Here is a 26,276-nt window from a genome sequence, read left to right as displayed (position 1 = left end):
ATGCCGTGCAGTGCATGCAAGCGCAGTGCCAGAGGGCGATTTGCAGGGCTGCACCTGCATACACTTGCAGGATTCCAACTTTGTGAGCACACCCCATGGAACTGCGACAGTTGCGCTACTTTGTGCGCGTGGTGGAACTGGGCTCCATGAGCCGCGCGGCCATGGAGCTGAATATGGTGCAGTCTGCGCTGAGCCAGCAGATCAGCCGGCTGGAGAGCGAGCTCAGCACCCGCCTGCTGCAACGCACCAGCAAAGGCACCGTCCCCACGGAAGCAGGCATTGCCTTTTTTCACGAAGCCCAGCTCACGCTGCGCCATGCGGACCAGGCCATCCAGGCCGCGCAAAAGGCGCGTCTTTCGGGCGCGGTGAGCATTGGCCTGTCACCTACGATTGCCTCGGTGCTGGGCCTGCCGCTGATGCAGGCCATGCGCGAGCGCTACCCCGCCGTGCATCTGCACATGGTCTCGGCCCTGTCTGGCCACCTTGCCAGCCTGCTCAATGCGCGCCAGCTGGATCTGGCCATTTTGTTCGACGCCCAGGGCGCACGCCGCTGGAGCGTCATGCCGCTGCTGGAAGAAAAGCTGTTTCTGATCCAGTCCCGGCACAAGCCCGTGTGCAAGCCCACACCTGCCAAGACACTGGCGGATCTGGAAAGCGTGCCCCTGATTCTTCCTTCGTGCAGCCACGGCTTGCGCAACGCCATCGTCACCGCCGCCCGGCAGTCCGGCGTGCAGCTGGATATTGCGCTGGAAATTGATGGCCTGCCGCTGCTCATGGAAGCCGTCAAAGCCGGTATGGGCGCTACCGTACAGCCATGGTCTGCCGTCAAACTGCACCCCGATGCCGAGGCGCATTTTCAGTGGTCAGAAATCTGCCATACCGAAGTGCGCCGCCCCGCCACGCTGTGCAGTCTGTCAGAGGATGAACTCTCGCCCGCCGCCCTGGCCGCACGGGTGGTGCTGCTGGACTGTGTGCGGCAGCTGGTGGGGAGTGGGGCTTGGGCGGGGGCTAGTTTGGTGTAACGACGGATGCCGTCACGATTTCTGGAATACCAAGGCGGCCCAGATATTCCCAGGTGGGGTCATAGCACTGGGGATTTCGTGTGGGGTCTTCGGCATTTCCCTCTGGGACCACGATCACCATGCCTTGGCGAGCACGGGTGAGCAAGACGCGGTAGGCATTGAGTCGATAGCGCTGGTCTACTGATTGCCGGATCTCTTGCCAGCGTGTTCCGCTGAAATTGCGAAAGCGCCACGGTGCAGCAGTGTTGTCCGGTTGAGCGATGAGATCGCCATCCCAAACCACCACGGCCCAATCCAGCTCTAAACCTTGCACATCAAATTCGCTGCCAGCGTCTTCCAAGTAGTACGACGACCGAACATCGCTTGCGTCATTCAAAAACCAAGCGCAGGGATCGATCTTCACCGCCATATTCAGTCCCAAAGGTTTGAGACGCTTGGCCCCAGAAGAAGCCAGCACGCCATAGCGTTCGCTGCCGCGGGCCTTGGTTTTAATCCATTGTTTGGCTTGGGCCAGAGAGCGGGTTCGCACGATGGGATAGTGCTGCATTACCTGTTGCAGTTGCTGTTGAGCTGTGGAGATGTCAGCTTCCATCAGTGCTGCAATGGCGTGGGATAAGCGCTCGGAGCGGAAAGAGCGCAGTGACACACCCAGATGCAGTGCTGGTGTATGTATCACATGCCTTTGCGTGTCGTGGTCTTGCTCCAAGCTGACAAGAGTGTCTGTGCCCTTGAAGGACTCTGGCAGGCAAACATCCCAATGCACAAAGCGTTCACGCAGTGCCCGCAGCCACTCCTGGATACCTGCTTCGCCTGTATTAATTTCTTGTCCTGTACCAATCAAGCACACGATGGCAGCCCATCCTTCGTGGCGATTCATCACGTCAATCAAAAATTCAGGTTCTGATTGGTCAAAGTCAGGAACATCACGCTTGGTACGCATGAATTTGCTGGCTTGATCACGGTCCCATGCACGCTGTGCCTCATCAAACACCACTACGCGTTCTATAGGAGCAGCCTTGTGCTCCAGGTAATAGTCGCGGAAATGGTGAATGTTTTGGATAAAGGCTTTGGCTTTGCGCTCGGCATCATTTTTCTTCACAGACTGCATATGCGCTTTGGCTTGTTGCACTTCATCGCGGGCCAGCGCTTCACGCAATACATCCACCAATGGGCCATTGCCAGACAAGAACACGGCATGTTCTTGGTCGTTTGCATCATGCTTGCGACGTTCACAGACCAGGTTTAGGCCGGCCAATGTTTTTCCAGCTCCAGGAATGCCAGAGACAAAGCAAATGACTTTGCGCTTTGAAGCACGTGCACTATCGATGGCCTTCACCAGGGCTTGTGTGGTAGTGCTTAAATTTTCAGCGCCCGCTTCAGAGTGTGTGATGTCTTCTACGCTGTGGCCTTTGTAGAGTGCTTGAGAAGCTTCCACAATCGTTGGGGTGGGCTTGTAAGCCGACGTCAACCAGGCTTGATAGTCCAATTCAGCACTTGGATGCGTGTCTGTAAATCGGGAAAGCACTTGGCCTAAGTTGCTGGCATTAGCGCAGGCAATCGGATAGATACCAGCAACTGGATAGGCGGGGCTTGGAACAACATCTGCCGCATCTGTCGCAATCAATATCGGCGCGATATCTGTGTGATGGCTGCCGGCATGAAAGTTCTTTAAATCCAGTGCGTAGTCGATGACTTGTGTTTGCGCGGCAGCGTCATAGTGCTTGGCGCCCACTTTGAACTCCAACACCAGAATGGTGTTACCCAGCAGCAGAATGTTATCCACGCGCCGCCCCATGCGAGGGATCACAAACTCAAAGCACACCATACCTCGCATCGTGGGTGTCAAAGCACTTCTCAATATTTGAATTTGTTGTTCCCAAGCGCGTTTTTGTTCTGCCGTGACATTCCCATCAGACGTATGCGAGAGATGTCCAACGATGGTGCTGGGGTGAGCTGCAAAAAAATCTTCAATGCTTGCGCAGTAGGCTGCGCGTCGGGTCGTAGTTTTCATTGCTTGGGTGGATGAAGAAGCTCATGGAGGATAGCTTCTCTCTTCTTATGGGCACAGAGGTTTGTAGCTTGCCATCACAAAAACTGATACCCCTATCCCATAACAGACCTGCCTAGTTGTCAGTGCGCTTCCTACAGTCGAACTCCCCTACGAGTGAGATAGCAAGGAGAGTTTCATGGACACCGATGTCTTGGTCATCGGTGGCGGTAATGCTGCCCTGTGCGCTGCCCTGATGGCGCGCGAAGCGGGGGCACGCGTGCTGCTGCTGGAGTCCGCACCGCGCGCATGGCGCGGCGGCAACTCCGCCCACACCCGCAACCTGCGCTGCATGCATGATGCACCGCAGGATGTACTGGTTGATGCCTACCCCGAAGAGGAATACTGGCAAGACCTGCTCAAAGTAACCGGCGGCATCACCAACGAACATCTGGCACGACTGGTGATTCGTGCGTCTTCCACCTGCCGCAACTGGATGCGCAAGCACGGCGTGCACTTTCAGCCGCCACTGTCGGGCGCGCTGCATGTGGCGCGTACCAATGCGTTTTTCATGGGCGGCGGCAAGGCCCTGGTCAATGCCTACTTCCGCAGTGCCGAGGCGCTGGGTGTAGAGGTGCGCTACGAATCGCCCGTGGACCGGCTGGAAATCGTCAACGGTGAATTCAAGGCTGCCTATGTGAAGGGCCAGCGCATTACGGCCAAGAGCTGTGTGCTGGCGGCAGGCGGTTTTGAGTCCAACCGCGAATGGCTGCGCGAGGCCTGGGGCCAGAACGAGCGTGGTGAGTGGCCTGCGGACAACTTCATCATCCGTGGCACGGCCTACAACCAGGGCGTGCTGCTCAAGCACATGCTGAACGAGCACCAGGCCGATGGTCTGGGCGACCCCACACAGGCCCATATGGTGGCCATTGATGCTCGTGCGCCGCTGTATGACGGCGGCATCTGCACGCGCATTGACTGCGTGTCGCTGGGCGTGGTGGTCAACCGCGAGGCCGAGCGTTTCTACGACGAGGGCGAAGACTTCTGGCCCAAGCGCTACGCCATCTGGGGCCGCCTGGTGGCACAGCAGCCGGGGCAGATTGCGTATTCGATCATCGACAGCAAGGCCATTGGCCGCTTTATGCCGCCGGTGTTCCCTGGCGTGAAGGCCGACAGCCTGCCCGAGCTGGCACAAAAGCTGGGGCTGGATGTGGACACCTTCATGCGCACGCTCAACGCCTACAACGGCGCCTGCAAGGTGGGCAAGTTTGACCACACGGCGCTGGACGACTGCCACACCGAAGGCGTGACACCTGCCAAGACGCACTGGGCGCGCCCCATCGACACAGCACCGTTTTACGGCTACGCCCTGCGCCCTGGCGTGACCTTTACCTATCTGGGCCTGAAGGTGGACGACACCGCCGCCGTGCGCTTTAACGACCAGCCCAGCCGCAACCTATTTGTAGCGGGCGAAATGATGGCGGGCAATGTGCTGGGCAAGGGCTATACCGCTGGCGTGGGCATGTCGATTGGTACGGCCTTTGGCCGCATTGCGGGCCGCAACGCTGCACTGGCTGCGGCAGGAAAAGACGCCGAACACGGCGCTGTGAAGGATGAGGTCTAAGCCATGAGCATGCAATCGTTTGAACAGCTGGGCCAACAGGCCCGGGCACTGGCTGGTGGCAGCACTGGCAAGGTGATTCCCATTGTTCCTGCGCAGCAGCTGTCTGCCGCTGAAGGCGAAGTGGCACGCGTGATGCAGATCTGCAATGCCTGCCGCTACTGCGAAGGTTTTTGCGCCGTCTTCCCTGCCATGACGCGCCGTCTGGAGTTTGGCAAGGCAGATGTGAACTACCTGGCCAACCTGTGCCACAACTGCGGGGCCTGCCTGCACGCCTGCCAGTATGCGCCGCCGCATGCGTTTGGCATCAACATCCCCAAGGCCATGGCCGAGGTGCGTGGCCAGACCTATGCCGACTACGCCTGGCCGCCTGCGCTGGGCAAGCTCTACCAGCGCAATGGGCTGACGCTGTCACTGGCACTGGTGGCAGCGCTGACGCTGTTCCTGGTGCTGGCTGCGCTGCGTGAAGGCGGCCTGGAAGCGCTGTGGGGCGCCAAGCTCGGCGGTGACTTCTACAACCTGTTCCCGCACAACCTGCTGGTGGGCATGTTTGCGCCGGTGTTCCTGTTTGTGGTGTTTGCGCTGTTCATGGGCGTGCGCCGTTTCTGGAAAGACGTGAAACCCGCTACCAGCGGTGTGGATGTGAGCGGTGCTGCCGCTACGGAAGCCACGGGCGATGTGCTGCGCCTGAAGTATCTGGATGGCGGCCACGGTGACGGCTGCCACAACGAAGACGATGCCTACACCCTCAAGCGCCGCCGCTATCACCACCTGACCTTCTACGGCTTCATGCTGTGCTTTGCCGCCACGGCTGTGGCCACGGTCTACCACTACGTCTTTGGCTGGGAAGCGCCGTATGACCTGCCCAGCCTGCCCAAGATTCTGGGTGGGGCAGGGGGGCTGAGCCTGATGCTGGGTACTGCGGGCCTGTGGCATCTGAACCGTACACGCCACCCTCTGCATGGCGATGCCAAGCAAAAGCCGATGGACCTGGGCTTTATTGCCCTGCTGTTCCTCGTCGCTGCCAGCGGCCTGGCGCTGTGGCTGGGCCGTGCCACGCCTGCGCTGGCACTGCTGCTGTGTCTGCATCTGGGCGCAGTGATGGCGCTGTTCATCACCTTGCCCTACGGCAAGTTTGCCCACGGCGTGTTCCGCACGGCAGCGCTGCTGCGCTTCAACACAGAAAAGCGTCAGCCCAACCCTGTGGGCCTGGGCGCTGACTGATCCTCACCTCGCAAGCATCGCAAATATATAAGGAGACCTTCGATGAAAAAACGTACGTTCATGCAGGCTGCCGTTCTGGCGGCTACGTCCCTGGCCTGGGGCAGCCACGCCCTGGCACAGGACTTCCCACCCAAGAAGCCCATCACCATGGTGGTTGGCTTTGCCGCAGGGGGGGCAGCCGATGCGGCCGCACGCATGATTGCCAAAAAGCTGGGGGACAACATTGGCCAGTCGGTCATCGTCGAAAACCGTGGTGGTGCGGGTGGCAATATCGCCCACGGTCAAGTAGCCAATGGCCTGACCGATGGCTCCATGATTCTGTTTGGCTCCATTGGCCCGCTGGCCATTGCGCCGCATCTGATGAAGCTCAACTACGACCCGCTCAAGGATCTGGCGCCTATCTCGGGCGGGGTGAACTTCCCCAACCTGCTGGTGGTGCACAAAGGTGCTGGCATTAACAACCTGGAGGAGTTTGTGGCTCAGGCCAAGAAGGCTCCCGGCAAGCTGGACTTTGCCTCTACCGGAGCGGGCTCGGCATCTCACCTGGCCGGTGAGCTGCTGAACCAGCGTGCAGGCATTGACACCGTGCACGTTCCCTACAAGGGGGGCGGCCCTGCCATGCAGGACCTGCTGGGTGAGCGCATTACCAGCTACTTTGCTGCACCTCCTACGGCCATGCCCCAGGTGGAAGCTGGCAAGCTGATTCCGCTGGCAACGACCGGCCTGACACGCCCCAGCTACATGCCCAATATTCCGACCGTGGCAGAAGCTGGCTACCCCGGCTTTGAGGCGCTGAACTGGTATGCCTTTGTGGCCGCTGCCAAGACACCAGAGCCGATTCTGGAGCGCTGGAACCAGGAGATCGTCAAGGCACTGAACGATCCTGAAGTCTCCAAAATGCTGCTGGATTACGGCCTGACCCCCCAGCCTTCCACCCGCCAGGAGCTGGCCGAGTTCATCCAGAAAGAATATGTGCAATGGGGTGAGGTGGTGAAGCAAGGCAACTTGCAGGGCAACTGATGCCTGCACATGTGGTTGGACGTTTTCCTTCTTTGATGCCACCTTCGGGTGGCTTTTTTCGTCAGAAACCTGTGCACGGCGCTTTTTTGCCAAGCCAGCGACAATACGCAGCCTGCCCTGCCTGATGCGCCGGGCTTTTGTTTTGCGGCGCTGCGCCGCGCCGCCTTGCTGGCCTGCTCACAATCCCATGACTGCTAACGCCCCACGTGTGCTGTCGCTCATCCCGCCGATGACGCAGCTCAATACGCCTTATCCTTCTGCGCCCTATCTGACGGGCTTTCTGCGCTCACGCGGCGTGGATGCAGTGCAGGAAGACCTGGCGCTGGCGCTGGTGCTCAAGCTGCTGTCCAGAGAGGGGCTGGAGCAGATCATTGAACTGGTGCAGGCGCAGTACGACGAAGATCCGGAACGCCTGTTCAGCCCCGCCGTGCAAAGCTTCATGGCCCAGCGCGACCGCTATCTGGCGACCATCAACCGCGTGATTGCCTTCCTGCAAGGCAAGGACAGCACGCTGAGCCACCGCATCGTCAGCCGCACCTGGCTGCCCGAAGGCCCACGCTTTGATGCGTTGGAGCATTACATCGACGATGGCTCTGGCGACCCCATCGGCTGGGCCTTTGGTGCTCTGGGCCAGCAAGACCGCGCCAAGCACTACGCCACGCTGTATCTGAACGATCTGGCCGATGTGATTCGTGACGCGGCCGACCCGCGCTTTGAGTTTGTGCGCTATGCCGAGTCGCTCTCGGGCAACCAGCCCACGTTTGACCCGCTGGCTGAGGCACTGGCTGCCGAGCCCACGCTGGTGGATGAAGTGCTGATGGAGCTGACGCGCAAGGCCATCTGGCGCCATCGCCCCACTGTGGTGTTGCTCTCGACACCGTTCCCCGGATCGGTCTATGCGGCCTTCCGCATTGCGCAGATCATCAAGGCCGAGTTTCCGCACATCAAGCTGGTGCTGGGCGGCGGCTTTGTGAACACTGAACTGCGTGGCTTGGCCGAGCCGCGCGTGTTTGACTACTTTGACTTTGTCACGCTCGATGCCGGTGAGCGCCCGCTGCTGGCGCTGCTGGAGCACCTGCGTGGCGATCGTGGCCAGTCGCGTCTGGTGCGCACCTTTATCCGCAATGAAGCAGGCGCGGTGCAGTACATCAACATGATGGAGTCTGACATTGCGTTTGCAGAAGTCGGCACCCCCACCTGGGATGGCCTGCCCATTCACGACTACCTGTCGCTGCTGGACATGCTCAACCCCATGCACCGCATGTGGAGCGATGGCCGCTGGAACAAGCTGACCATTGCCCACGGCTGCTACTGGAAAAAATGCAGCTTCTGCGATGTGAGCCTGGACTACATCAGCCGCTACGAAGGCGCGAGCGCGACGGAGCTGGTCAACCGCATTGAAGCCATCGTGCAGGAAACCGGCCAGACCGGCTTTCACTTTGTGGACGAAGCTGCGCCGCCCAAGGCGCTCAAGGCCTTGTCCAAGGAACTGCTGGAGCGCGAGGTAGAAATCAGCTGGTGGGGCAATATCCGCTTTGAAAAGACGTTTACGCCAGAGCTGGCCCAGCTGATGGCCGACAGCGGCTGCATCGCCGTATCGGGCGGGCTGGAAGTGGCCTCTGACCGCCTGCTCAACCTGATGAAAAAAGGCGTGAGCGTAGAGCAGGTGGCCCGCGTGACCAAGGCGCTGACCGATGCTGGCATTCTGGTGCACGCCTATCTGATGTATGGCTTTCCCACGCAGACCGTGCAGGACACCGTGGACGCGCTGGAGTATGTGCGCCAGCTGTTTGAAAACGGCTGCATCCAGAGCGGCTTTTTTCACCGCTTTGCCTGCACCGTGCACTCACCCGTGGGCCAGAACCCTGCCGAATACGGCGTCATCCTGCCCGAGCTGCCACCCGCCACCTTTGCGCGCAATGACATTCCCTTTATTGACCCCACAGGCGTCGATCACGACAAGCTGGGCGTGGTGCTCAAGAAAGCCATCTACAACTACATGCACGGCATTGGTGTGGAAGAAGACGTGCGCAACTGGTTTGACTTCAAGGTGCCCAAGCCCACTGTGCCACGTAACAAGATTGCCAAAGCACTGGCGGCCAAGGGCTGATAATTAACTAAAAAAATAGCTGCCAGCGCTGGTGTAATAAGCACTTGCAAGTGTTTTGTATTGCAAAGTGGCTGATATCAAGCGCTAACCGCTCATAAAAACAAAGCCCGCTGATTGCGGGCTTTGTGCTTTTTGGGGCCTTGCAGGCACAAAAAAAATCCCCGCCGAAGCGGGGATAAGCATGATCTTCTTGGCGAAGAGCAAGCGTCTTTCACTGCCTCAAGCCCGCAGCGGCGGGCTGAGAGACCAGCCAGATGCTGACGGGTCTTAGTGGCTGGTTCAGACCTTGGCGATCTGAACCAGCACTGTGCGGTGAAGCTGCTTACTTCTTGCCCAGGTTGTCAGGCAGAGCGTAGGCAATCACGTAGTCGCCCAGGTCCTTGGACTTGGAAGCGCCACCGGCCGAGATCACCACGTACTGCTTGCCAGTTTCAGGCGACTTGTACACCAGAGGTGCGGCCACGGCGGCTACAGGCAGACGTGCCTTCCACACTTCTTCGCCAGTCTTGGAGTCCAGGGCTCGCAGGTAGTTGTCCTGTGTACCGGCAAAGAACACCAGGCCCGAAGCGGTCGATGTGGGGCCACCCAGTGTAGGCATACCGATAGGCATGTGCATGCCAGTCTTCACACCCAGAGGGCCTGTGTCTTCCACGGTACCCATAGGCACTTGCCACACGATCTGGCGAGTGTTCAGGTCGATGGCAGTCATCGAACCGAATGGAGGGTTGTTACAAGGCACACCCAGAGGCGATTGCAGGATGTCGATCTTCACACCACCGTAGATACCGGCGATCTGAGGACGGATGGTGCCCATGAAGCCAGGCACTTCGTCGGTCGTAACCTTGTAGTTCTTGGCTTCTTCCTGAGTCACCAGAGACATACGCAAAGGCATGCGCATATCGTTCACGAACATCAGGCCACGCTTTTCGTCGACGGAGATACCACCCCAGTTCATGCCACCCAGCAGGCTAGGCCATTCGATGTAAGGCTTTTCTCCTGGAGGGGTGTAAGGACCCAGGTACAGGGAATCCTTGAACATGATGCGGCAGTACAGCTGGTCGAATGTGGTCATACCCCACATCTTGGTTTCGTCCAGAGGATCGACACCGATGGTAGGCATACCCACGGAGAAAGGCTGTGTAGGAGACAGCTTCTCGCCCACGGCTGCGGGTTCGGTAGGCACAGGACGCTCTTCCACTTCGGTCACAGGCTCACCAGTGCGGCGGTCCAGCACGAAGATGAAGCCCATCTTGGTGGATTGGATCAGTGCAGGCACCTTCTCGCCCTTGTCGTTCTTCATGTCGAACAACACAGGTTGCGATGGGATGTCAAAGTCCCACACGTCGTGGTGCACGGTCTGGAAGACCCACTTGCGCTTACCAGTGGAAGCATCCACGGCAACGATGGCCGAACCGTACTTTTCCTTGGCTTCGTTACGGTCACCACCCCAGTAGTCAGGAGGGCCGTTACCTGTAGGCAGGTAAACCAGGTTCAGTTCCTTGTCGAAGGTAGGCACTGTCCACACGTTAGGTGTTTCCAGTGTATGGCCGTCTGCCTCAGCTTGGTCTGCAGGCTTTTGATTGCCTTCAGCATCTTCGGTACCAACGTCCCACACCCATGCCAGCTTGCCGTTCAGCACGTCGTAAGAACGCACTGCGCCGGAAGGTTCACCGTGCACAATGTCACGCACCCAGCCGCCAACCACTACCTGGTTGTTCATCACAACAGGAGCAGCTGTGGGGTGGTAACGCTTGCTGACTTCGGTGGGGCCCATGCCCTTCTTCAGGTCCACATAGCCGTGGTCACCAAAGTCATCACACAGTTGGCCGTTCTTGGCATCCACTGCGAACAGACGGGCATCCACTGCGGAGACGATGATACGCTGGCGGCATTGCTGCACGTCGGCATACGCTGCCTTCACTTCAGCGGCCAGTGTGTCATCCTTGTCGATGTCGTAGTAACCCACGCCACGGCAAGTCACGTGCTCTTCACTGTGTGCCTTGGGGTCGAACTTCCACAGTTCCTTACCAGTGTCGGCATCCAGCGCAGCAATCACGTTCTCGGGAGTGCAGGTGAAAATGCGGTTGCCAATCTGAGTAGGCGTGTTCTCATCCACACCGATGGCAGGGCCGGTGATACGGCGGCCAGTGCGGTAAGTCCAGGCCACTTCCAGCTTGTCCACGTTCTCGGGCGTGATGTCCGAGTAAGGAGCAAAACGGGTACCAGTGCCGCTGCGGCCAAAGAATTCCCAGTCAGCAGGTGCTGCTTCTTCGGCTTGGTTGTTGTGCTCGGAAGCATCAGACAGCGCTTCAGGCTTGAGCACGGTGCCATGGGGGAAGAAGGCTGCAACCAGTGTAGCCAGCAGTGCTGCAAAGAAAGCCCAGCCAAAGCCATTGGCTACGCGGCGGCCGCTTTGTGTCACGCCAGGTGCTGTCGCACCAACCCACAGGCTGCACATCATGATCAGTGCAGGAATCACCAGGCGGGGCAGCAGTTCCCAGTAGCGCAGGCCACCGACTTCACACAGGGCCCAGATGCAGGTCAGCACAAAGATCACTGTCGAAGCAATGATGGCAATGCGCTTGCGCCACTGCAGCAGGCCTGCCAGCACAACGTAAGCCAGACCCGCGATCAGGTAATAGGTCGAACCACCGAGCGACACGAGCTTGATACCACCGTAGATCATGCCCAGTGCCACAAGTAGCACTACCAGCGAAAAGATTACCCTCGCTGCGCTTCCGATGGAGAGACTGCCCTTTTGAGAGCGATCATCATCAGTCATTTTTAAATATCCATTGGTTAAGTTGTCCATGCTTGTTATTTACTGTTTCGATATAAGCAAAGCGTTTTCTGGATGCTTTTCCTCATATCTGTTCATAAATAAAAAGGCATGGCATAGCAATGCGCCCACTGAAAAACATCGAGTGGGTACATCGAAAAAAATTCTATGCCTCTGATTTTTGGTGTCTAGGGTTTACCCTATATAACCCATTGCGTAATCATGGGATTCTGTGGGAAAGCTTGCGCTAACTTCTTTTGAATTCTTTAGTTTTTCAAATTTTCAGAAATTACTGAAATTTGGAAATTAACAAAACCATGTCTTTAATTTTCTATTTTAGATAGCGCTAACAGATTGCTGGGTATAAAGGCATTTGAAGATTATTTTTAAGCAGGTATTGATTAAAAAAACATCTTCATTTCAAACTATTTAAAAAGTTTGCTGGCATGAAAAATCATGCATAAAAGATTGATTTTTCAAATTTTTATGCGTGAAAGCATCCACGCCACCCTGTTCCTCAAACGCGGTCAATGTGCTGCCGCCTTGTGCCTTTCCGGGCTCTTGGTGGCGATGCAGATGGTGAGGGCACACCTTGTGGAGCCAGCAGGGCTGCGGCTGCAGCTCTTGAAATGCCGCGGCTCTGTTGTAAAAGCTGCTAGCACAAATTTATGAATCTTGCAAAGCGCTATTTCTCAGCTCATTTTTCCAGAGCATTTAGCGCCTTGCTTTCTGGGTTCAACACAGAAACTTCCTCAAAGTTCCCGTATTTCAAGCGTTGGCTACTATCAAAAGATGAGCTTGGTGTGTAAAAAACCGTCGCATACAGAGGGTGTCGAGATGGGTATGTGCTCGTGAAGCCCTGTGCGGAATGGCTCATCCAGACGCCAAGAATTGGTGGCGGGTCAGCACACGGCTTGCCTTTGGGGTGCTCTTTGGCAGGGCGTTCCTTGCCATGCGTCACGCAACACCCGTCCCTATCTCCATAGACTGGGCTGCTGCACAGACATACCAAGACAATGCGCCCCCAGGCAATCTTGGTCGCGCCCTATGGCTCCATCAATTCCCAAGGCAGACATCAGCAGGCACGGCATTTCGTCAAGCGCAAGCATGCAGACCGGCGAGCTGGCTCCGTTGCCGGGTTAAGCACTTGAGAGTGCTATTGCCCAGAGAGTGGGGGGCTGCTGCAGGCAGCTGCTGATGCGGGCCGTGCATGTGAGCAAGCATGCTATTGCTTTCAAGCATGAAAAATCTGTAAATATGAAAAATCAAGCTCGATTTATTCTTTTTTATTTTCATATGTGCATGAATATTTACTAAACAAGGGTTTACACAGCGGGAATTTGCAATAAATATTCACCTGTTCGCACCTACAGTGATTGCTGCCAGATCACTGATGGCGACAAGCAATGGCTGGCCTGTCTGCACCCTCAAGGGCTGGCGTCACTCAGGGTGCAAGCACAGCGCTGTTGCACCTATGCTGAGATACGGCGCATTCCATCGCACGGCGCCATCCACACCGAGGAGTTTGGACGTATGAAGCTGGATCAAAACCTGCGCGCAAAGCTGCTGCCCGACCTGCCGGACTGGACGTTCAAGGACGAGCGCGGCGGTCTGATCGCGCGCGACTTTGTGTTTCATGACTTTGCCCAGGCCTTCGCTTTCATGGCCCAGGTTGCCCTGTATGCGGAAAAGCACAACCACCATCCGGAGTGGTTCAACGTCTACAACCGGGTGTCGGTCACGCTGACTACGCATGACGTAGAGGGGCTGTCCATTCAGGACACCCAGATGGCGCAGCAGATGGACCGCATCGCACAGGCGTTGCACCAGCAGACGCTGTGACATGGAGGAGGCCCTATGCTGCAGCAACACCAAGCAAGCACCAAGCACGGCCTGGCCGCAGGCGCAGATCACCAGCCTGAGCGCCCCGACTGGACCACGGACCAGAACTGGAGTGCCTACACCGCGCAGGAGCATGGCATCTGGAAGACCTTGTTCGAGCGGCAAAGCAGGCTGCTGCCCGGCCGGGCGTGTGACGAATTCATGCGTGGCCTGCAGGACTTGCCCATTGGCCCGGAGCAGATTCCGAACTTTGAGGCACTGTCTGAAAAGCTCATGCAGCGCACGGGCTGGCAGGTCGTGGCCGTGCCCGGTCTGGTGCCAGACGATGTGTTTTTTGATCACCTGGCCAACCGCCGCTTTCCGGCAGGCCATTTCATCCGCAAACCGCATGAGCTGGACTATCTGGAAGAGCCCGACGTCTTTCATGACGTATTCGGCCATGTGCCCATGCTCATGAACCCGGTCATGGCGGACTACCTGCAGGCATACGGTCAGGGCGGCCTGCGCGCCAAGGCGCTGGGCGCGCTCGATAACCTGGCCCGGGTCTACTGGTACACCGTAGAGTTTGGCCTGGTGCAGCAGGCAGACGGGCTGCGCATCTATGGCGCAGGCATTGCTTCTTCGCCTGCAGAAACTGTTTTTTCAGTGGAAGACACTTCCCCCAACCGCATTCAGTTTGAACTGGAGCGCGTGATGCGCACCCACTACCGCATCGACGACTTTCAGGAAACCTACTTCGTGCTGCAGCACTTTGACGATTTGCTCAATCTTGCGAACATCGACTTTGCGCCGGTGTATGCGCGCGTAGCCCATGCACCCTGCTACGAGCCGGGCGATGTGCTGCCATCTGACAAGCTGCTGCACCGTGGCACAGGCCGCTATCACCAGCATCCAACGCACAAGGGAAAGCAATGACCACCAAAACCGTTTTGATTACAGGTGCCGCTGGCCAGCTAGGGCAGGCCGTTGCCGCACGTTTTCGGCAGGATGGCCTGCGTCTGATTCTGGCTGACCGCAATGAACAGGCACTCGAACAAGTGTTTGGCGAGCGCGACAATGAAATACTGCTGCCTGTAGACCTGCTCAAGCGCGAACAGGTGGCCAGCGAAATCGCCTGGGCACAGTCACGCTTTGGCAGCATCGATGTGTGCTGCCATATCGCCGGCGGCTTTCGCATGGGCGAGGCGGTGCACACCACGTCTGACGCCACCTGGCATTTTCTGATGGACCTTAACGCCAAAGCCCTGCTGCACGTGGCAGCCGCCGTCATCCCCGGCATGTGCCAGCAACAGCGCGGCAGCTTTGTCACCGTGGGTGCAGGGGCGGCCCTGAAGGGCGGTGCCCACATGGGCGCCTACAGCGCCTCCAAGAGCGCCCTGATCCGGCTGACCGAAGCCATGTCCGCCGAACTCAAGCACCAGGGCATCAACGTGAACTGCGTGCTGCCCTCCATCATCGACACCCCCGACAACCGCGCCGCCATGCCCGATGCCGACCCCGCGCAGTGGGTCAAGCCCCAGGCGCTGGCCGAGGTGATCGCCTTCCTCACTTCGGACGGCGCAAGCGCCGTCCACGGCGCGGCGATTCCGGTGTGTGGGTTGGTGTGAGGGGAGATGCCCACTTTCCTCTGTTGGGTAAGGTGGGGGCACAGGCTTCCTGTGCAGGAGTCATGGTCGCAAAGTCTGCAGACGTTGGACTCGGTGTTTGGCAATCAGGCACTGCAAACTGCCGATGGCTGGAGATTGGATTGGGTAGGGCAGATTACTGTCGCTCGCACATTCCAAGTGCAGCCACAAGCTTGTCTCTGAGTGCAGGCATGTCCTTCTGGATGACGGCCAAGACAATCTCATATTGGATTCCGTCATAGCCATGGCTGATTTTTGAGCGCATACTCCACCAGCCAGAAGCATTCAGCGCATGCTGTTCCACCAACTCTGGGTTGGCTGTCTGTGCATTGTGAAGGCATTGCCCAACGACTTCTATGCAGCGAACCAATGCGTCGCGCAGCATGTTGACTTCGATGGCGTCATCGTCTTCATCGCAAAGCCTGTCTTGCATCTCTGGTGATGCGCTGCTCAGGTATTGGCTGGCCATATCGATGCGCTTGATGGCATCTTGCAGATAGTCAGACAGTCTCTCTGGCTTGACAGGATCCTTGCTCACAGTGCCACTGCCTTTTGCACCACGGAATCGCGCCATTTCTTGGGGAGGCTGCGAGGGGTGTTTACATCGAATTGAACGCCAATTTCCTGGCTGAGCTCTCTCTGCATATTGACCAAATCGAGCAAGCTGCCGCCAGGCATCATGTCGATCAAGAGATCCACATCACTGGCTTCACCTTGCGTGCCTGATGCAACTGATCCGAACACGCGCGGATTGGCACCCTTGTGGCGCGCCACGATTGCGCGTATACGCTCTCTTTGGCTGAGTAGTTGGCGGTAAGTTGTCATGCTCAACCTCCTTGTGGCCATTCTTGCAGTCTATGGATTCTCGGGCAATAGGACGTGGTTCATCAAACCAGCAGTCTTTGTACGGCGGAATTGCCGATGAAACGTTGGCAGAAATAAAAAAAGCCAAGTGAAATCAATCACTTGGCTTTTGTATTTGGCGGAGGCTGTGAGATTCGAACTCACGGAAGGATCACTCCTTCGGCAGTTTTCAAGTTTTGTGGGGGCTGATTTTACCTAGTTTGGCCCATCCCCGTCTAGCTTGCTGCACCTTTGTAATTCAACGACTTATCATCGTTGCATGTTTGGCGTAGCTTGTCCTACCCTTGCCTAGATTGCTAACAATACGCTAAAGAAGCGTCTAGGAGAAGGAAATGGGGAAGCTGACGAAGACGTTCATTGACAAGGTGCAACCGCCCGCCGAGGGCTACGCGATGCACTGGGACGATTCCCTCAAGGGCTACGGGCTGCGCGTCACCGCTGCGGGCAAGCGTGTGTTCGTTGCTCAAGGCCGGGTGCTGGGTAAGGCCGTCTGCTTCACGATTGGCCCCTTCGGTGAATGGACAGAGTTCGAGGCGCGCGAGAAGGCCCGGAAGGTGCTGCAAGGTATGCGCGAGGGGATCGATCCGCGCGACGTGAAGAAGGCCGACGAAGCAACTAAGGTGACGCTGCGGCAGGTCGCGGACGCTTATATGGGGCGACCGGGCAAGCTCAAGGACAGCAGCAAGAGCGAGATTGAACGGCATGTGACCACAACCTTTGAGGCATGGCAGCACAAGCCCATCACCGGCATCACCGAAGACGACTGCCGCAAGCGCTACAACGAGATTCTGACGAAGGGGCTACGCGGCAAAGCACCGGCACCCGGTCAAGCGGTGCAGGCGTTCAGCGTGTTGCGCGCCTTGATAAATTTCGCTGGTCGCAGGTACAAGCGCGCAGACGGCACCCCGCTGATCCTGCACAACCCCGTGGCAGTGCTCAAAGACGATTGGGTGACGCTGCCCGAGCGCAAGACCCGCATCCCTGAATCGAAGATTGGCCCCGTGTGGTCAGCCCTCCAGCAGTGGCGCGACCAAGCCTACAACCGTGACACGCTGGCAAGCATCGACCTTGTGATCTTCCTCGTGCTCACTGGTGCGCGCATTGGCGAAGCAGCGGCGCTGACATGGGACAGGATCAACCTTGATGAAGGCTGGTGGCACCTGCCTGATCCGAAGAACCGCAACCCCGTATGGCTGCCGCTATCCACGCAGGCGGTGCAGTTACTGACTACGCGCCAGCGTGTCGAGGGTAGCCCGTTCGTGTTCTCGTCCTGGGGCAAGGCTGGGCACATCAAAGACCCGCGCGACACCATGAAGAAGGTCAGCGAGGTTGCAGGGACGAAGATCACGCCGCACGACCTGCGCCGCACCTTCACAACGTTCGGTGTAGCGAACTGCGGAGTTGATCTGCACAAGATCGAACTGCTGACGAACCATGTGCCTCGCGGTGTGACCGCCAAGCACTACCTTGAGACTTCGCACCTGCAATATCTCAAGCCCGAAGTGCAGCGCATCGCAGACTGGATTGGGCAGCAGGCAGCGAAAGCGAACGGCGCGAACGTGGTGCCGTTGCGTGCTTGAGAAAATCGGGCAAGCCCAAAAATATCAACAGCAACAACAGCTTGCAAAGACTACGACAAGCGTTTTACAGTTACCACTAACACACCTCGCCTTTCCGTCACTTCGCGCAATGCGTCGGGACGCGATCAACGAAAAGTGCTGCATGGGCAGACGGCGGGCAACTAGCATCGGTAACGCGATGCGGTTCGCTCACCGACTGCCCTTTTTGCATCTGCGCATCGGTGGGCTTGCTGAGAGGCACTGCCCATGCAAACCGACAACATGTCCTTCGAGCAGCTTTGCGAGCTGTTCAACTACTCCCCCAAGAAGCGCCCACTGCGCACTGACGATCTGGTCGATCTGACCGGGCTTGCTCGCAACACTTGGGAGCAGCACCGTCACAAGGGCACCGGCCCCCGTTTCTTCACGCCTCCCGGCACCCGTTGCGTCTTCTACGCCGAGCGCGATGTTCTCGCATGGCTCGCGTCGGGCGCACGCACCAGCACCAGCCAGCAAATCGCGACCGCCTAAGTCCATAACAGGCGGTCGTCCATGCGCAAACAGAACAGCGCTATGGCTATTTCAGGTGGCACTGCACTGTCGCCTAGCCCATGCGCAGCCCATCAACAAAAAAGCGGCAGGGTCTGCACACCGCTGCCGCTTGGAGATGAACACGAATGAACCACATCAACGGCCCAAGTATGGGACTGCCTTCCACGGTCATACAAGATGAAATGCAGGGTGACTACATTTCCCCGGAATGGCTGGATTTCAAGATCACCTTCATCAATCCGCCAGACGTTTCGGCGGTCATGCAGCAGGCTGAGAACAAGTGGCTACGCGCTCAGGCTGCACAGTCGCTACAGCACGGCCAGCATGCGGGCCAAGGGGGTAGCACTGGCGCGGCCCCAGCCGCTGCGCAGTCGCCCACGCTTGCATGGCCGCCCGGTCGCGCTGGCAGGCTTGCCCAGTTTATTCACGACAGCAGCTATTCGCCTGTCCGTGAGGTGGCGATTACTGCCACGCTGGGGCTGCTGGCTGGGGTCTGCGGACGTGCTTACCGTACCCACACCGGCAAGGACTTGGCGCTCTATATGATCCTCGTGGCGCGGAGTGGCATCGGCAAGGACGGCATTCACGAGGGTATTCCGAAGCTGATCGAACTGGCGGCGGTGCCGACAGCGCGGCGCTTCGTGCGGAGCCAGGACTATGTGAGTGGTGAGGCACTGCATAAGGAGCTTCTGCAAGACCCCGGATTCCTCAACCTGCAAGGGGAGTTCGGGCGGAAGCTCAAGCGCATGTCGAACCCGACGGATACACCGATGCAGCAGTTCCGCACGGTGATGACGAACGCCTATGGCAAGCGTCACCTTGAGGGGAAGACCTACAGCAACGCCGACAAGAACATGATCGGCGTGGAGTGGCCCGCGCTGTCCTTCCTTGGAGAGACGACCCCCGGCACCTTCTTTGAATGCTTGACCCCGGACATGATGGAGGACGGCTTTATGTCGCGCTTCCTCGTCGTCTCATACGATGGCGAACGCCCCTTGCCGAACAAGGAGCCGCCGCCCGCGCTATCGCCCGAAGACTTGGCGCAATGGGCAGACCTTGTGAGACAGGCAATCAAGTATCAGACCCCTATCGACACGCCGCCCCCGTGCATCGTAGAGGTGTCAGCGGACGCATACGAGAAACTTGAGCGGTTTGAACTGCATTGCATCGACAGCGTGAATGCGACCGACGACGAGGCGGAGCGGCAGGTCTGGAATCGTGCGCACCTCAAGGCATTGAAAGTGGCGTCCTTACTGGCCGTTGCCGATCACTATCTGTACCCACAAATCCAGATGGAACATGCAGCGTGGGCGCTGACCCTCGTCAGGCAGGACATAGCGGTATTCCAGTCGCGGAAGCGGAACGGCGACATTGGCACCGATGACAGCGCTCGGGAGCGCAAGCTGGTGGCATTCATGCGGGACTATCTGGTGAAGGCTCCCCCGGCAAGCTACAAAATTCCAGATGCGATGCAGCGAGCCAATATCGTGCCGCGTGCCTACTTACAGATTCGAGCCTCCACGTTGCCAGCCTTCACTAACCACAAAGCCGGGAAGAACAGCGCCCTTGACCTGACCCTGCGCAGCCTGCAAGACGACGGTGTAATTGAAGAGATGAAGAAGCTGGTATTGGTCGAGTCCTACGGCTTTCACGGCAAGGCGTACCGCATCCTTCGACTACCGGGCTGAACGGACTGACGACCGCGCTCTTAGCTTAAGGGCGCGGTCTTTATGCGAGTCAGCGGCAAGTGCTTGCTGCGTAAGGGGTAAGGGTAAAAATTAAGAAATTAAGACATTAACTTACCCATCCCCTGTTTGCTGTTTTGCTACATGGGTGGGCGGCACTTTCTTTCTTAATGCCTTAATCGTCAGTTAATTCCGCTGACTTGGTAGCTTCAAGCTCCGCGTCGTGATCTTCAATCCACTTTTCTAAGCGCCGAGTCTCGCTAACAGAAACCTCGTTGTATTCATGCTCGAAGGTCTCCATGCAAAGCTGCATCGCTGAAAGGTGTTTGTCAGCGTACATCTCGACCCACTTATTCCTGAAGACGGTAATGTGGTTATCAAAATCAATTGATGAGTAGCCGAAGCATGTGCCTTCGTAGCTTGGATGAGCAGCCTCACAGAGGTCTGCATATAACGCCATCAGGCCCGGATACCTCTTATCACACTTCTCCAGCACCGTGACGATGTTGATGGATTTGTGCTTCGTCGTGTCGTTTCGGGAGCCCAAGAGCAGCAGCGAAGTCTTGTCGCTGAACGTGCGGAAGTTCAGCGTGCCACCCACGACATTGGCTTTTAGTTGATTCAGATAAATCAACGTGGCCAAGGTCTCAAACCCGCTGCGCAATAAGATGCGAGCGCCCAATGCGTGCCCCTGCTGGTGAAGCAAAAACGACTGCTCAAGCAAGTCATGCAGTCGCCAGAAAACGACTTCCCGAAGAATGCGGGCGCGATATAGAGCCTTCCACTTATAAGCGATTGGACTGATGGAGATCAGTCCTGCCAAGGGCACCTCTTGCGGCAGCGAGTTCTTCCAGTTTGATAGCGCCTGCTCGACAACATTCATAGCGAGTCCTCCAGCCCGTCATTTTCGCGCATAGCGGGGCGACGAGCCAGCGCAACGGGCCGCACCGTACCGCACACACGCAACCCTGCCACCGCGCGGGGTTTTCTTTGCCTGCTGCACCGCGAAATCAGCGAACAACAAACATGAACTTAGTTGTTCCGCGCCTATTTCGGAACTGTAAGGCGTTGTTTTTGTTTTGTTTTTGCTTGCGGACCTTCGCTTGATAGTCCTACCGTTTTGCACATGCGCAGCCGCGCCGCAATTTATCAAGGAGTTTTCACCATGCCCACGCCAGTCGATTCAAGAATTACCCCCAGCTTGCACGCCGAAACCCTCAAGGCTATTGACGGATACGACGAGCAACTGACCGCCCCCATCCTCGCCCCCGCGCTCGAAGCGCTGGACGATGCCTATATCACCCTCGGCAGGCTGCACGACGGGCGCGACGCGGCGAAAAAGAATCAAGCCTGGTCGGAGGGGCAGCAGGTGCTGGCCGTATCCGATGCCGCCTACAAGCAACAGCAACGGCTCGCCAAGAAGTTCGACAACGTGCGCGCCACGCTGGACAAGCAGATTGCGCACTTCGAGCAGGAGCTGTCGCAGCCGCTTGAATCCCGCGCCAGTGTGGGTATCTCCGGCGAGATTCGGAAGTTTGTCAAAGACATGACGACCGAAGAACGCCACAAGTTCATTCAAGAGGCTATCGACGCGGGTGACCACACTACCGTCAGCGCGGTGCTGGGTGCCCCCAGCTACCTGTCGGGTCTCGATGCCAACTTCGCCAAGACCTACACCCGCTTCTGGCACGAGCGCGCTACCCCGGAAGTGGCGACGAAGCTCAAGGCGGTGCGTAACGCAAAGGCGGCTATCGAAGAACGCGGTGCGCTGCTGTTCAAAGAGGTCGAGAAAGCGATGGGCTCCACTTGGGGCAAGGTGCAGGAGCTTCGTCAAGGTAACGACAAAGCGCTGGCCGCCCTCAAGTTCGGCGAGTAACGCTGCTGATACCTGCAATCAACAGGAAACCATCAAATGACAGAGACAGTTCAGCCTGAATGGTTGCAGGGCTTCACTCCGCAACCCAACAAGCCGCCCAAGGGCTGGCAACCCGGCCAGAGCGGCAACCCGAAGGGGCGGCCAGTCGGCTCACGCAACAAGAAGAACGTCATCGCTGAGGAATTCGAGAAGGACGGCAGCGAGGTGGCCCGTGTGGTCATGAACGCTGCGCTCGAAGGTGACATGCAAGCCGCCAACATGGTGCTGCAACGCCTGTCCCCACCCCTCCGCGCCCGCGCTGAAAAGGTGACGTTTGAGCTAACCCCGGACGCTCCGCTGACCACACAGGCGCAGCAGATTATGACCGCCGTTGCAGAGGGGAGCATCGACCCGGAGACGGGCCAGCTTCTTATCAACTGCATCACGGCATTCGCTGGGCTGAAACAGGTTGATGAACTGGAAGCGCGCCTCATCGCGCTGGAGGAGAAACAAGCATGAGCATCTACGACACCGACAGCATTCCCTTTTACGGCTGGGGTCGGCCAAAGATCGAACGCCCGATAGACACGCCTCAGGGGCAAGCCGACCTCAAGCTGATCGTCAATGTCTGCTACGAGGCAATTTTGAAGTGCGACGACCCTGCATGGCGCTATCAGGCCGCGCGCCTGCTTCAAGCAATCGGACCGATGAAAGGAACCCTGCAATGAAGAACGACAACCTCGACCACGAGAACCACCCGGTCAAGTACGGCATCACGCCCGACGACCTGCAACAGATGCAGCAGCGCCGAATCGAGGCGCACGCGGCCCGCGAGACTAGCGACGCGCTGAACCTGCTCCGCGCGGTCAAGCTGGGCGAGGCGCTGCGCGAGTTGCGGGAGTAACCACATGAGCATCAGCAGCGCCAAGGGCATGCTCGCCCGCCTCAAGCACTTGGAGCGCTCGCAAGGTGCCAGCGACGAGATGCGCGGCTGGGTCAGCGACACGCTCAGCGCTGCCATTGCGGACGGTCGCATGTGCCCGGTTGATGGCCCTGTGGTGCTGCACTGCCTGATGAAGTGGATCGACGACGGCACCGCACGCGCCGGGACTGCTGGCTGGGGGTTGCTGCGATGAAGCCGAACTTCCAAGGCTTCGTAGAGCCTCGCATGTGGCCGCAGGACGACGGAGCGCGGCGCGAACCCGTCCTTGATGCTGACCACAAGCCGCCGCGCGTGGTGCGCTATGTCGGCTGGCGGAAGTGCATGCGGTGTGGTCAGCTCTTTTGGTCGGAGGATGTGCAGCGCTTGCGCCTATGCACCCCACAACCGAACCGGCAAGGATGCAGGAGCAGGCAAGACGACGACGGCATCTGAAAAACCCTGCACCGCCCTTATCGTCGTCAGCGGTGCAGTGGCGCGCAGTCCCGGAGAAGCTGCGCTGTCCCATCGGGAACCGTTGGACGTTAATCAAACGGACTCAGTCAGGAACGGGGCCACTCCTACCCGTGCGACCTGACCTTCAACGGGTGCCGCTGGCACCCGTTGTCGTTTGTGCGGCTGCGCGAGCGTAGCGGGCGGCAGGGGCGACGATCACCACACTGCCGCCGCTAGGGTACTGGCGAGCACGGCACGCGGCCTGTAGCGGCGCGCTTGCCCGCGAAGGTCGAACAACAAACACAGAGTTAGGCGGTCGTGGTTTGCGGCAGCCAACAAAAAAGCCCGCTGGGCGGGCTTTTCGGTAAGCGGGCGGCGGTGCGTCTAGCAAGTTCTTAGCTCGTCACGGTTGCACGCCCGCTGATGCCATTGAACTTGCGCCACTGGTAAAGCTCGATCTGGACGTTGTTGATGTTCCACCCCTTCGCCTCCGCGACCGGCTGCAAGTCCTTCGGCTTCATGTTGCCGTGCTGGTCTAGGTACTCCCACACCTCCAAGCACTTGCCCGGGCCGGGGCGCTTGACCCCGTTCTGCTCGACGCGCTCAACCTTCGGGGCTGCTGCTTTCTTCGGCATGCCTGTGGTCACCACAGCGTCGGCGGGTGCAGCCTCGGCAGCGGGTGCGGGTGCCTCCATCGCCTTCCAGCCGAAGCGCACGCCCTCCGCAGACTTATGCACGGTGATTTCCACCAGTTCGGCGGGCACCCCTGCGGCAACACCAGCGCGGCGGGCGTTTTCGCGTTTCGTGTAGGTCTTGGCTTCCATGTCGTTGCTCCTGTGCGGGTTGTAGATGGGGCAACGCTAAGACGCATCTCCGAGACTCGGCAACGACTTTTTGGACTGACGCGGAAGTGCCGTTGATATGCAGCGCGACGACCGTATTGTTAGACCTTGATGGGGCCGAACATCCCCGTGAAGATCAGCGCATTCCAAATCTTCTTGATCGCCTGCCCGGTCTCTTGGCTCACAAACAGCGACGACCGGCTGCCGTGGGGTCGGCCAAGGAAGTAGGGGCGCATCGTCTCCCACGTCTCCGCAACCTCTGCCCAGTGCCAGCACGGAACCTCCTTCTCTAGGATCAGGGGCATGGCAATAGACAGCGGGATCATTCCGTCTGAATCAAGGGACTTGTGCCACTCGCACTTGACCAGTACCGGCGTCGCTTCGGGGTTGTATAGCTGCACATCCAGCTTCTCCGCCGTGATGCTGGCAGCGGGGTGATAAGGCAGTGCATTCACGGATTCGATGACCTTCTCGGCTTTTCCGCTCGCGGTGTAGGGACAGGTGATGAACCCGTTACGGAAGAATCGCGTGTGGTCGAGACCTTTGTACCCACATTGCTCGCTCGGTGTGGTCGTCGGGTGGCGGCTGTCGTGATTGCAGACCAGCGGGTGCCAAGTGGGATAGGCATCGACCACGGGGCCAAGCTCATCAAGGATGTCCAGGAGCGCTTCTTTACTCCGCGCCCGTTCCGCCTCATTAGCGTCTCGCGGCCGTGGCACAAGGTACGCCTCGACCTGCTCATATCCGATCCGTGCTGCTTCGTCTGCCCTGAATGCCATGTTGCGCTCCGCGTGTGATGATGTTTGCGCATGATACATCGCAACGACGCATAAAACAATCAACTCGTGCGCAGCACTGCTATTCTGCGCGTACTGTTGATCTGCTGCGCACGACTTTGCCGAGTCGGGAGGCAAAGAAAAAGCCCCGAAACCTTGCGGCTCGGGGCTCTCGTTTTGGCGGTGGGTCAGGGATTCGAACCCTGGAAGGACTTACATCCTTGCTAGTTTTCAAGACTAGTGCATTCAACCGCTCTGCCAACCCACCTAATTCTGTGACGTGCTAAGAATCTGCTAAACGGCGCTAAAGCTGTCGCCGGGAGTTTCTTTATAACACGTTGTTTTTGCTACACTTTCAGTCGTTCTCGTGTGGCCTGAACGTAAGTTTTCAAGACTGCTGGTTTAAACCACTCACCCAAACCTCCGGAAGCTGCGTATTCTACACAAGGATACGGGCTTTCATGGCAGATTTTGCGCGTTGAAAGCAGCGTGAAAAAACCGCCTTCGGAGGAAGGCGGTGTGCAAGGGGCGCTTAGTCTGCGGTTGCGCCGGAGGCCTTGACGGCTTCGCCCCAGCGGTTGATGTCAGCATCGATCAGGGTGCGGAACTCTTCGGTGCTCAGGCTGTAGGCTTCAGCGCCGAGGTTGGAGATCTTCTGCTTGACTTCATCCTGTGCCAGGATGTCTTGCACATAGCCGTTCATGCGTTCGGCCAGTTCCTTGGGCAGGCCCTTGGAGCCGATCATGCCGTACCAGGGCTCGACCTCGAAGTCGGTGTAGCCCAGCTCATGCAGGCTCTTGACGCCGGGGAACTTGGGCGAAGCGTGCTTGCTGGTAATGGCCAGGGCCTTGATCTTGCCGCCGTCGATCTGGGGCTTCAGGGGCACGGGGTTGTCAATGCCGTACTGCACTTCATTGGCCATCAGCGCAATGATCAGCGGGGCCGAGCCCTTGTAGGGGATGTGGGGGGCCTTGGCCTTGACCTGCATGTGGAACATCTCGGCAATCATGTGCTGGGGCGAGCCTGCACCGGCAGAGCCGAAGTTCACCTTGTCAGCCTTGATCTGCTCCACCAGCTCTTCCACGGAGTTGATGCCGGAGGTCGCACCTGTCACCAGCAGGAAGGGGGCCTTGGCGATGGGGGTGATGGGGGTCAGGTCAGTGCGTGGGTTGTAGGGCACGCTCTTGTACAGCGTGGGCGAGATGACCACGGGGCTGCTGGAGCCGACCAGGAAGGTGCCACCATCGGGCTTGGCGCGGCTGACGAAGGCGGTGGCGATATTGCCGTTGGCACCGGGCTTGCTTTCAACGATGACGCTGGCGTCGATGCGTTTTTCCAGCTCGAGGGCCACGATGCGCGCCAGCATGTCGCTGGTGCCGCCAGGAGCATAGGGCTGCACCAAGGTGATGGTCTTGGTAGGCCATGGATCTTTCGCGTGGGCCAGGCTGGGCAGTCCTGCAGCCACTGCCAGTGCCGCGGTGGCAGCCAAAACGGTTCTTCTGAACATTTCCACTCCTCGTTGTTGGGGTTATGCCTTG

At 58.3% G+C, this 26,276-nt stretch carries 25 protein-coding genes and 1 tRNA gene; 17 read left to right on the top strand and 9 right to left on the bottom strand.

The window, feature by feature from the left end; translation table 11 throughout:
• The first annotated feature begins 95 nt into the window (after positions 1 to 95).
• Positions 96 to 1,022: a LysR family transcriptional regulator gene (locus tag F7P80_RS00590; RefSeq protein ID WP_151042057.1), complete on the top strand. Its 927-nt coding sequence runs from the start codon at positions 96 to 98 to the stop codon at positions 1,020 to 1,022.
• Here the strand turns inward: F7P80_RS00590 and F7P80_RS00585 are convergent.
• Positions 1,009 to 3,033: a DUF2075 domain-containing protein gene (locus tag F7P80_RS00585; protein ID WP_151042055.1), complete on the bottom strand. Its 2,025-nt coding sequence runs from the start codon at positions 3,031 to 3,033 to the stop codon at positions 1,009 to 1,011. The two genes, F7P80_RS00590 and F7P80_RS00585, sit on opposite strands and share 14 nt — an antisense overlap.
• A 175-nt stretch (positions 3,034 to 3,208) precedes the next feature.
• On the opposite strand from F7P80_RS00585, the gene tcuA reads away from it, so the two are divergent.
• The 4 genes from tcuA (at position 3,209) to F7P80_RS00565 (ending at position 8,984) form a co-directional block, all read left to right on the top strand.
• Complete coding sequence (gene tcuA, locus F7P80_RS00580; protein WP_058880331.1) at positions 3,209 to 4,633, top strand: FAD-dependent tricarballylate dehydrogenase TcuA; 1,425 nt, start codon at positions 3,209 to 3,211, stop codon at positions 4,631 to 4,633.
• Between the two features lie 9 nt (positions 4,634 to 4,642).
• A complete protein-coding gene (gene tcuB, locus F7P80_RS00575; protein ID WP_077345277.1) occupies positions 4,643 to 5,854 on the top strand; it encodes a tricarballylate utilization 4Fe-4S protein TcuB in 1,212 nt (403 codons plus the stop codon).
• A gap of 42 nt (positions 5,855 to 5,896) precedes the next feature.
• Complete coding sequence (locus F7P80_RS00570) at positions 5,897 to 6,874, top strand: Bug family tripartite tricarboxylate transporter substrate binding protein (RefSeq protein WP_151042053.1); 978 nt, start codon at positions 5,897 to 5,899, stop codon at positions 6,872 to 6,874.
• Between the two features lie 187 nt (positions 6,875 to 7,061).
• Positions 7,062 to 8,984, top strand: coding sequence for a B12-binding domain-containing radical SAM protein (locus tag F7P80_RS00565; RefSeq protein ID WP_211371978.1), 1,923 nt, complete (start codon positions 7,062 to 7,064; stop codon positions 8,982 to 8,984).
• A gap of 322 nt (positions 8,985 to 9,306) precedes the next feature.
• Here the strand turns inward: F7P80_RS00565 and F7P80_RS00560 are convergent, their stop codons facing one another.
• Positions 9,307 to 11,766 carry a membrane-bound PQQ-dependent dehydrogenase, glucose/quinate/shikimate family gene (locus tag F7P80_RS00560; RefSeq protein ID WP_054066135.1) on the bottom strand — a complete coding sequence of 820 codons (2,460 nt, stop codon included), beginning with the start codon at positions 11,764 to 11,766 and terminating at the stop codon, positions 9,307 to 9,309.
• A 453-nt stretch (positions 11,767 to 12,219) separates the two neighbouring features.
• On the opposite strand from F7P80_RS00560, the gene F7P80_RS00555 reads away from it, so the two are divergent.
• The 4 genes from F7P80_RS00555 to F7P80_RS00540 all read left to right on the top strand — a co-directional run bounded on the left by F7P80_RS00555 (position 12,220) and on the right by F7P80_RS00540 (position 15,212).
• Positions 12,220 to 12,435 (top strand): hypothetical protein, encoded by a 216-nt coding sequence (locus tag F7P80_RS00555; RefSeq protein ID WP_151042051.1) that lies wholly within the window; start codon positions 12,220 to 12,222, stop codon positions 12,433 to 12,435.
• Positions 12,436 to 13,296: 861 nt separating this feature from the next.
• Entirely contained in the window at positions 13,297 to 13,605 is a 309-nt protein-coding gene (locus F7P80_RS00550) for a 4a-hydroxytetrahydrobiopterin dehydratase (RefSeq protein WP_151042049.1), read from the top strand.
• 15 nt (positions 13,606 to 13,620) lie between these two features.
• Entirely contained in the window at positions 13,621 to 14,520 is a 900-nt protein-coding gene (gene phhA, locus F7P80_RS00545) for a phenylalanine 4-monooxygenase (RefSeq protein ID WP_058880336.1), read from the top strand.
• The gene (locus F7P80_RS00540; protein WP_077345266.1) at positions 14,517 to 15,212 is read left to right on the top strand and encodes an SDR family oxidoreductase; all 696 of its coding nucleotides are present in this window, start codon (positions 14,517 to 14,519) and stop codon (positions 15,210 to 15,212) included. Before phhA ends, F7P80_RS00540 begins: the two co-directional genes overlap by 4 nt.
• Positions 15,213 to 15,366: 154 nt before the next feature.
• Here the strand turns inward: F7P80_RS00540 and F7P80_RS00535 are convergent, their stop codons facing one another.
• Together F7P80_RS00535 and F7P80_RS00530 are read right to left on the bottom strand one after the other, a co-directional pair.
• Positions 15,367 to 15,768, bottom strand: a complete 402-nt coding sequence (locus F7P80_RS00535) for a HepT-like ribonuclease domain-containing protein (RefSeq protein ID WP_054066130.1) — start codon at positions 15,766 to 15,768, stop codon at positions 15,367 to 15,369.
• Positions 15,765 to 16,055, bottom strand: coding sequence for a nucleotidyltransferase family protein (locus tag F7P80_RS00530; RefSeq protein ID WP_054066141.1), 291 nt, complete (start codon positions 16,053 to 16,055; stop codon positions 15,765 to 15,767). The genes F7P80_RS00535 and F7P80_RS00530 overlap by 4 nt, the downstream gene beginning before the upstream one ends.
• Positions 16,056 to 16,426: 371 nt before the next feature.
• On the opposite strand from F7P80_RS00530, the gene F7P80_RS00525 reads away from it, so the two are divergent.
• The 3 genes from F7P80_RS00525 (at position 16,427) to F7P80_RS00515 (ending at position 19,893) form a co-directional block, all read left to right on the top strand.
• The gene (locus F7P80_RS00525) at positions 16,427 to 17,674 is read left to right on the top strand and encodes a tyrosine-type recombinase/integrase (protein ID WP_151042047.1); all 1,248 of its coding nucleotides are present in this window, start codon (positions 16,427 to 16,429) and stop codon (positions 17,672 to 17,674) included.
• Between the two features lie 246 nt (positions 17,675 to 17,920).
• Positions 17,921 to 18,184: a helix-turn-helix transcriptional regulator gene (locus tag F7P80_RS00520; RefSeq protein WP_023121545.1), complete on the top strand. Its 264-nt coding sequence runs from the start codon at positions 17,921 to 17,923 to the stop codon at positions 18,182 to 18,184.
• 146 nt (positions 18,185 to 18,330) lie between these two features.
• Positions 18,331 to 19,893 carry a DUF3987 domain-containing protein gene (locus F7P80_RS00515; protein WP_151042045.1) on the top strand — a complete coding sequence of 521 codons (1,563 nt, stop codon included), beginning with the start codon at positions 18,331 to 18,333 and terminating at the stop codon, positions 19,891 to 19,893.
• 172 nt (positions 19,894 to 20,065) lie between these two features.
• Here F7P80_RS00515 and F7P80_RS00510 read toward each other — a convergent pair whose 3' ends face one another.
• Positions 20,066 to 20,773, bottom strand: coding sequence for a hypothetical protein (locus F7P80_RS00510; RefSeq protein WP_151042043.1), 708 nt, complete (start codon positions 20,771 to 20,773; stop codon positions 20,066 to 20,068).
• A gap of 282 nt (positions 20,774 to 21,055) precedes the next feature.
• Here F7P80_RS00510 and F7P80_RS00505 point away from each other — a divergent pair, with 282 nt between their 5' ends.
• From F7P80_RS00505 to F7P80_RS00485, 5 genes are read left to right on the top strand one after another with little or no spacing between them, the layout of a single operon-like run.
• A complete protein-coding gene (locus tag F7P80_RS00505) occupies positions 21,056 to 21,766 on the top strand; it encodes a hypothetical protein (protein ID WP_023121542.1) in 711 nt (236 codons plus the stop codon).
• A gap of 36 nt (positions 21,767 to 21,802) precedes the next feature.
• Positions 21,803 to 22,264: a DUF5681 domain-containing protein gene (locus F7P80_RS00500; protein WP_151042041.1), complete on the top strand. Its 462-nt coding sequence runs from the start codon at positions 21,803 to 21,805 to the stop codon at positions 22,262 to 22,264.
• The gene (locus F7P80_RS00495) at positions 22,261 to 22,473 is read left to right on the top strand and encodes a hypothetical protein (protein ID WP_151042039.1); all 213 of its coding nucleotides are present in this window, start codon (positions 22,261 to 22,263) and stop codon (positions 22,471 to 22,473) included. Before F7P80_RS00500 ends, F7P80_RS00495 begins: the two co-directional genes overlap by 4 nt.
• On the top strand, positions 22,470 to 22,649 hold the full coding sequence (locus tag F7P80_RS00490) for a hypothetical protein (protein ID WP_151042037.1): 180 nt from the start codon (positions 22,470 to 22,472) through the stop codon (positions 22,647 to 22,649). Before F7P80_RS00495 ends, F7P80_RS00490 begins: the two co-directional genes overlap by 4 nt.
• 4 nt (positions 22,650 to 22,653) lie before the next feature.
• Positions 22,654 to 22,881, top strand: coding sequence for a hypothetical protein (locus tag F7P80_RS00485; protein WP_023121538.1), 228 nt, complete (start codon positions 22,654 to 22,656; stop codon positions 22,879 to 22,881).
• A 634-nt stretch (positions 22,882 to 23,515) separates the two neighbouring features.
• On the opposite strand, the gene F7P80_RS00480 is transcribed toward F7P80_RS00485, so the two are convergent.
• The 4 genes from F7P80_RS00480 to F7P80_RS00465 form a co-directional block, all read right to left on the bottom strand.
• Positions 23,516 to 23,944, bottom strand: a complete 429-nt coding sequence (locus tag F7P80_RS00480) for a hypothetical protein (RefSeq protein WP_151042035.1) — start codon at positions 23,942 to 23,944, stop codon at positions 23,516 to 23,518.
• 119 nt (positions 23,945 to 24,063) lie between these two features.
• A complete protein-coding gene (locus tag F7P80_RS00475; RefSeq protein WP_151042033.1) occupies positions 24,064 to 24,741 on the bottom strand; it encodes a hypothetical protein in 678 nt (225 codons plus the stop codon).
• Between the two features lie 175 nt (positions 24,742 to 24,916).
• A tRNA-Ser gene (locus F7P80_RS00470) sits at positions 24,917 to 25,006 on the bottom strand.
• Positions 25,007 to 25,270: 264 nt separating this feature from the next.
• Positions 25,271 to 26,245, bottom strand: a complete 975-nt coding sequence (locus F7P80_RS00465) for a Bug family tripartite tricarboxylate transporter substrate binding protein (RefSeq protein ID WP_151042031.1) — start codon at positions 26,243 to 26,245, stop codon at positions 25,271 to 25,273.
• Between the last annotated feature and the right edge of the window lie 31 nt (positions 26,246 to 26,276).

This window comes from Comamonas kerstersii (assembly GCF_008801935.1).
GTDB classification, from domain to species: domain Bacteria; phylum Pseudomonadota; class Gammaproteobacteria; order Burkholderiales; family Burkholderiaceae_C; genus Comamonas; species Comamonas kerstersii.
This window is presented reverse-complemented; position numbering and strand designations above follow the sequence as displayed.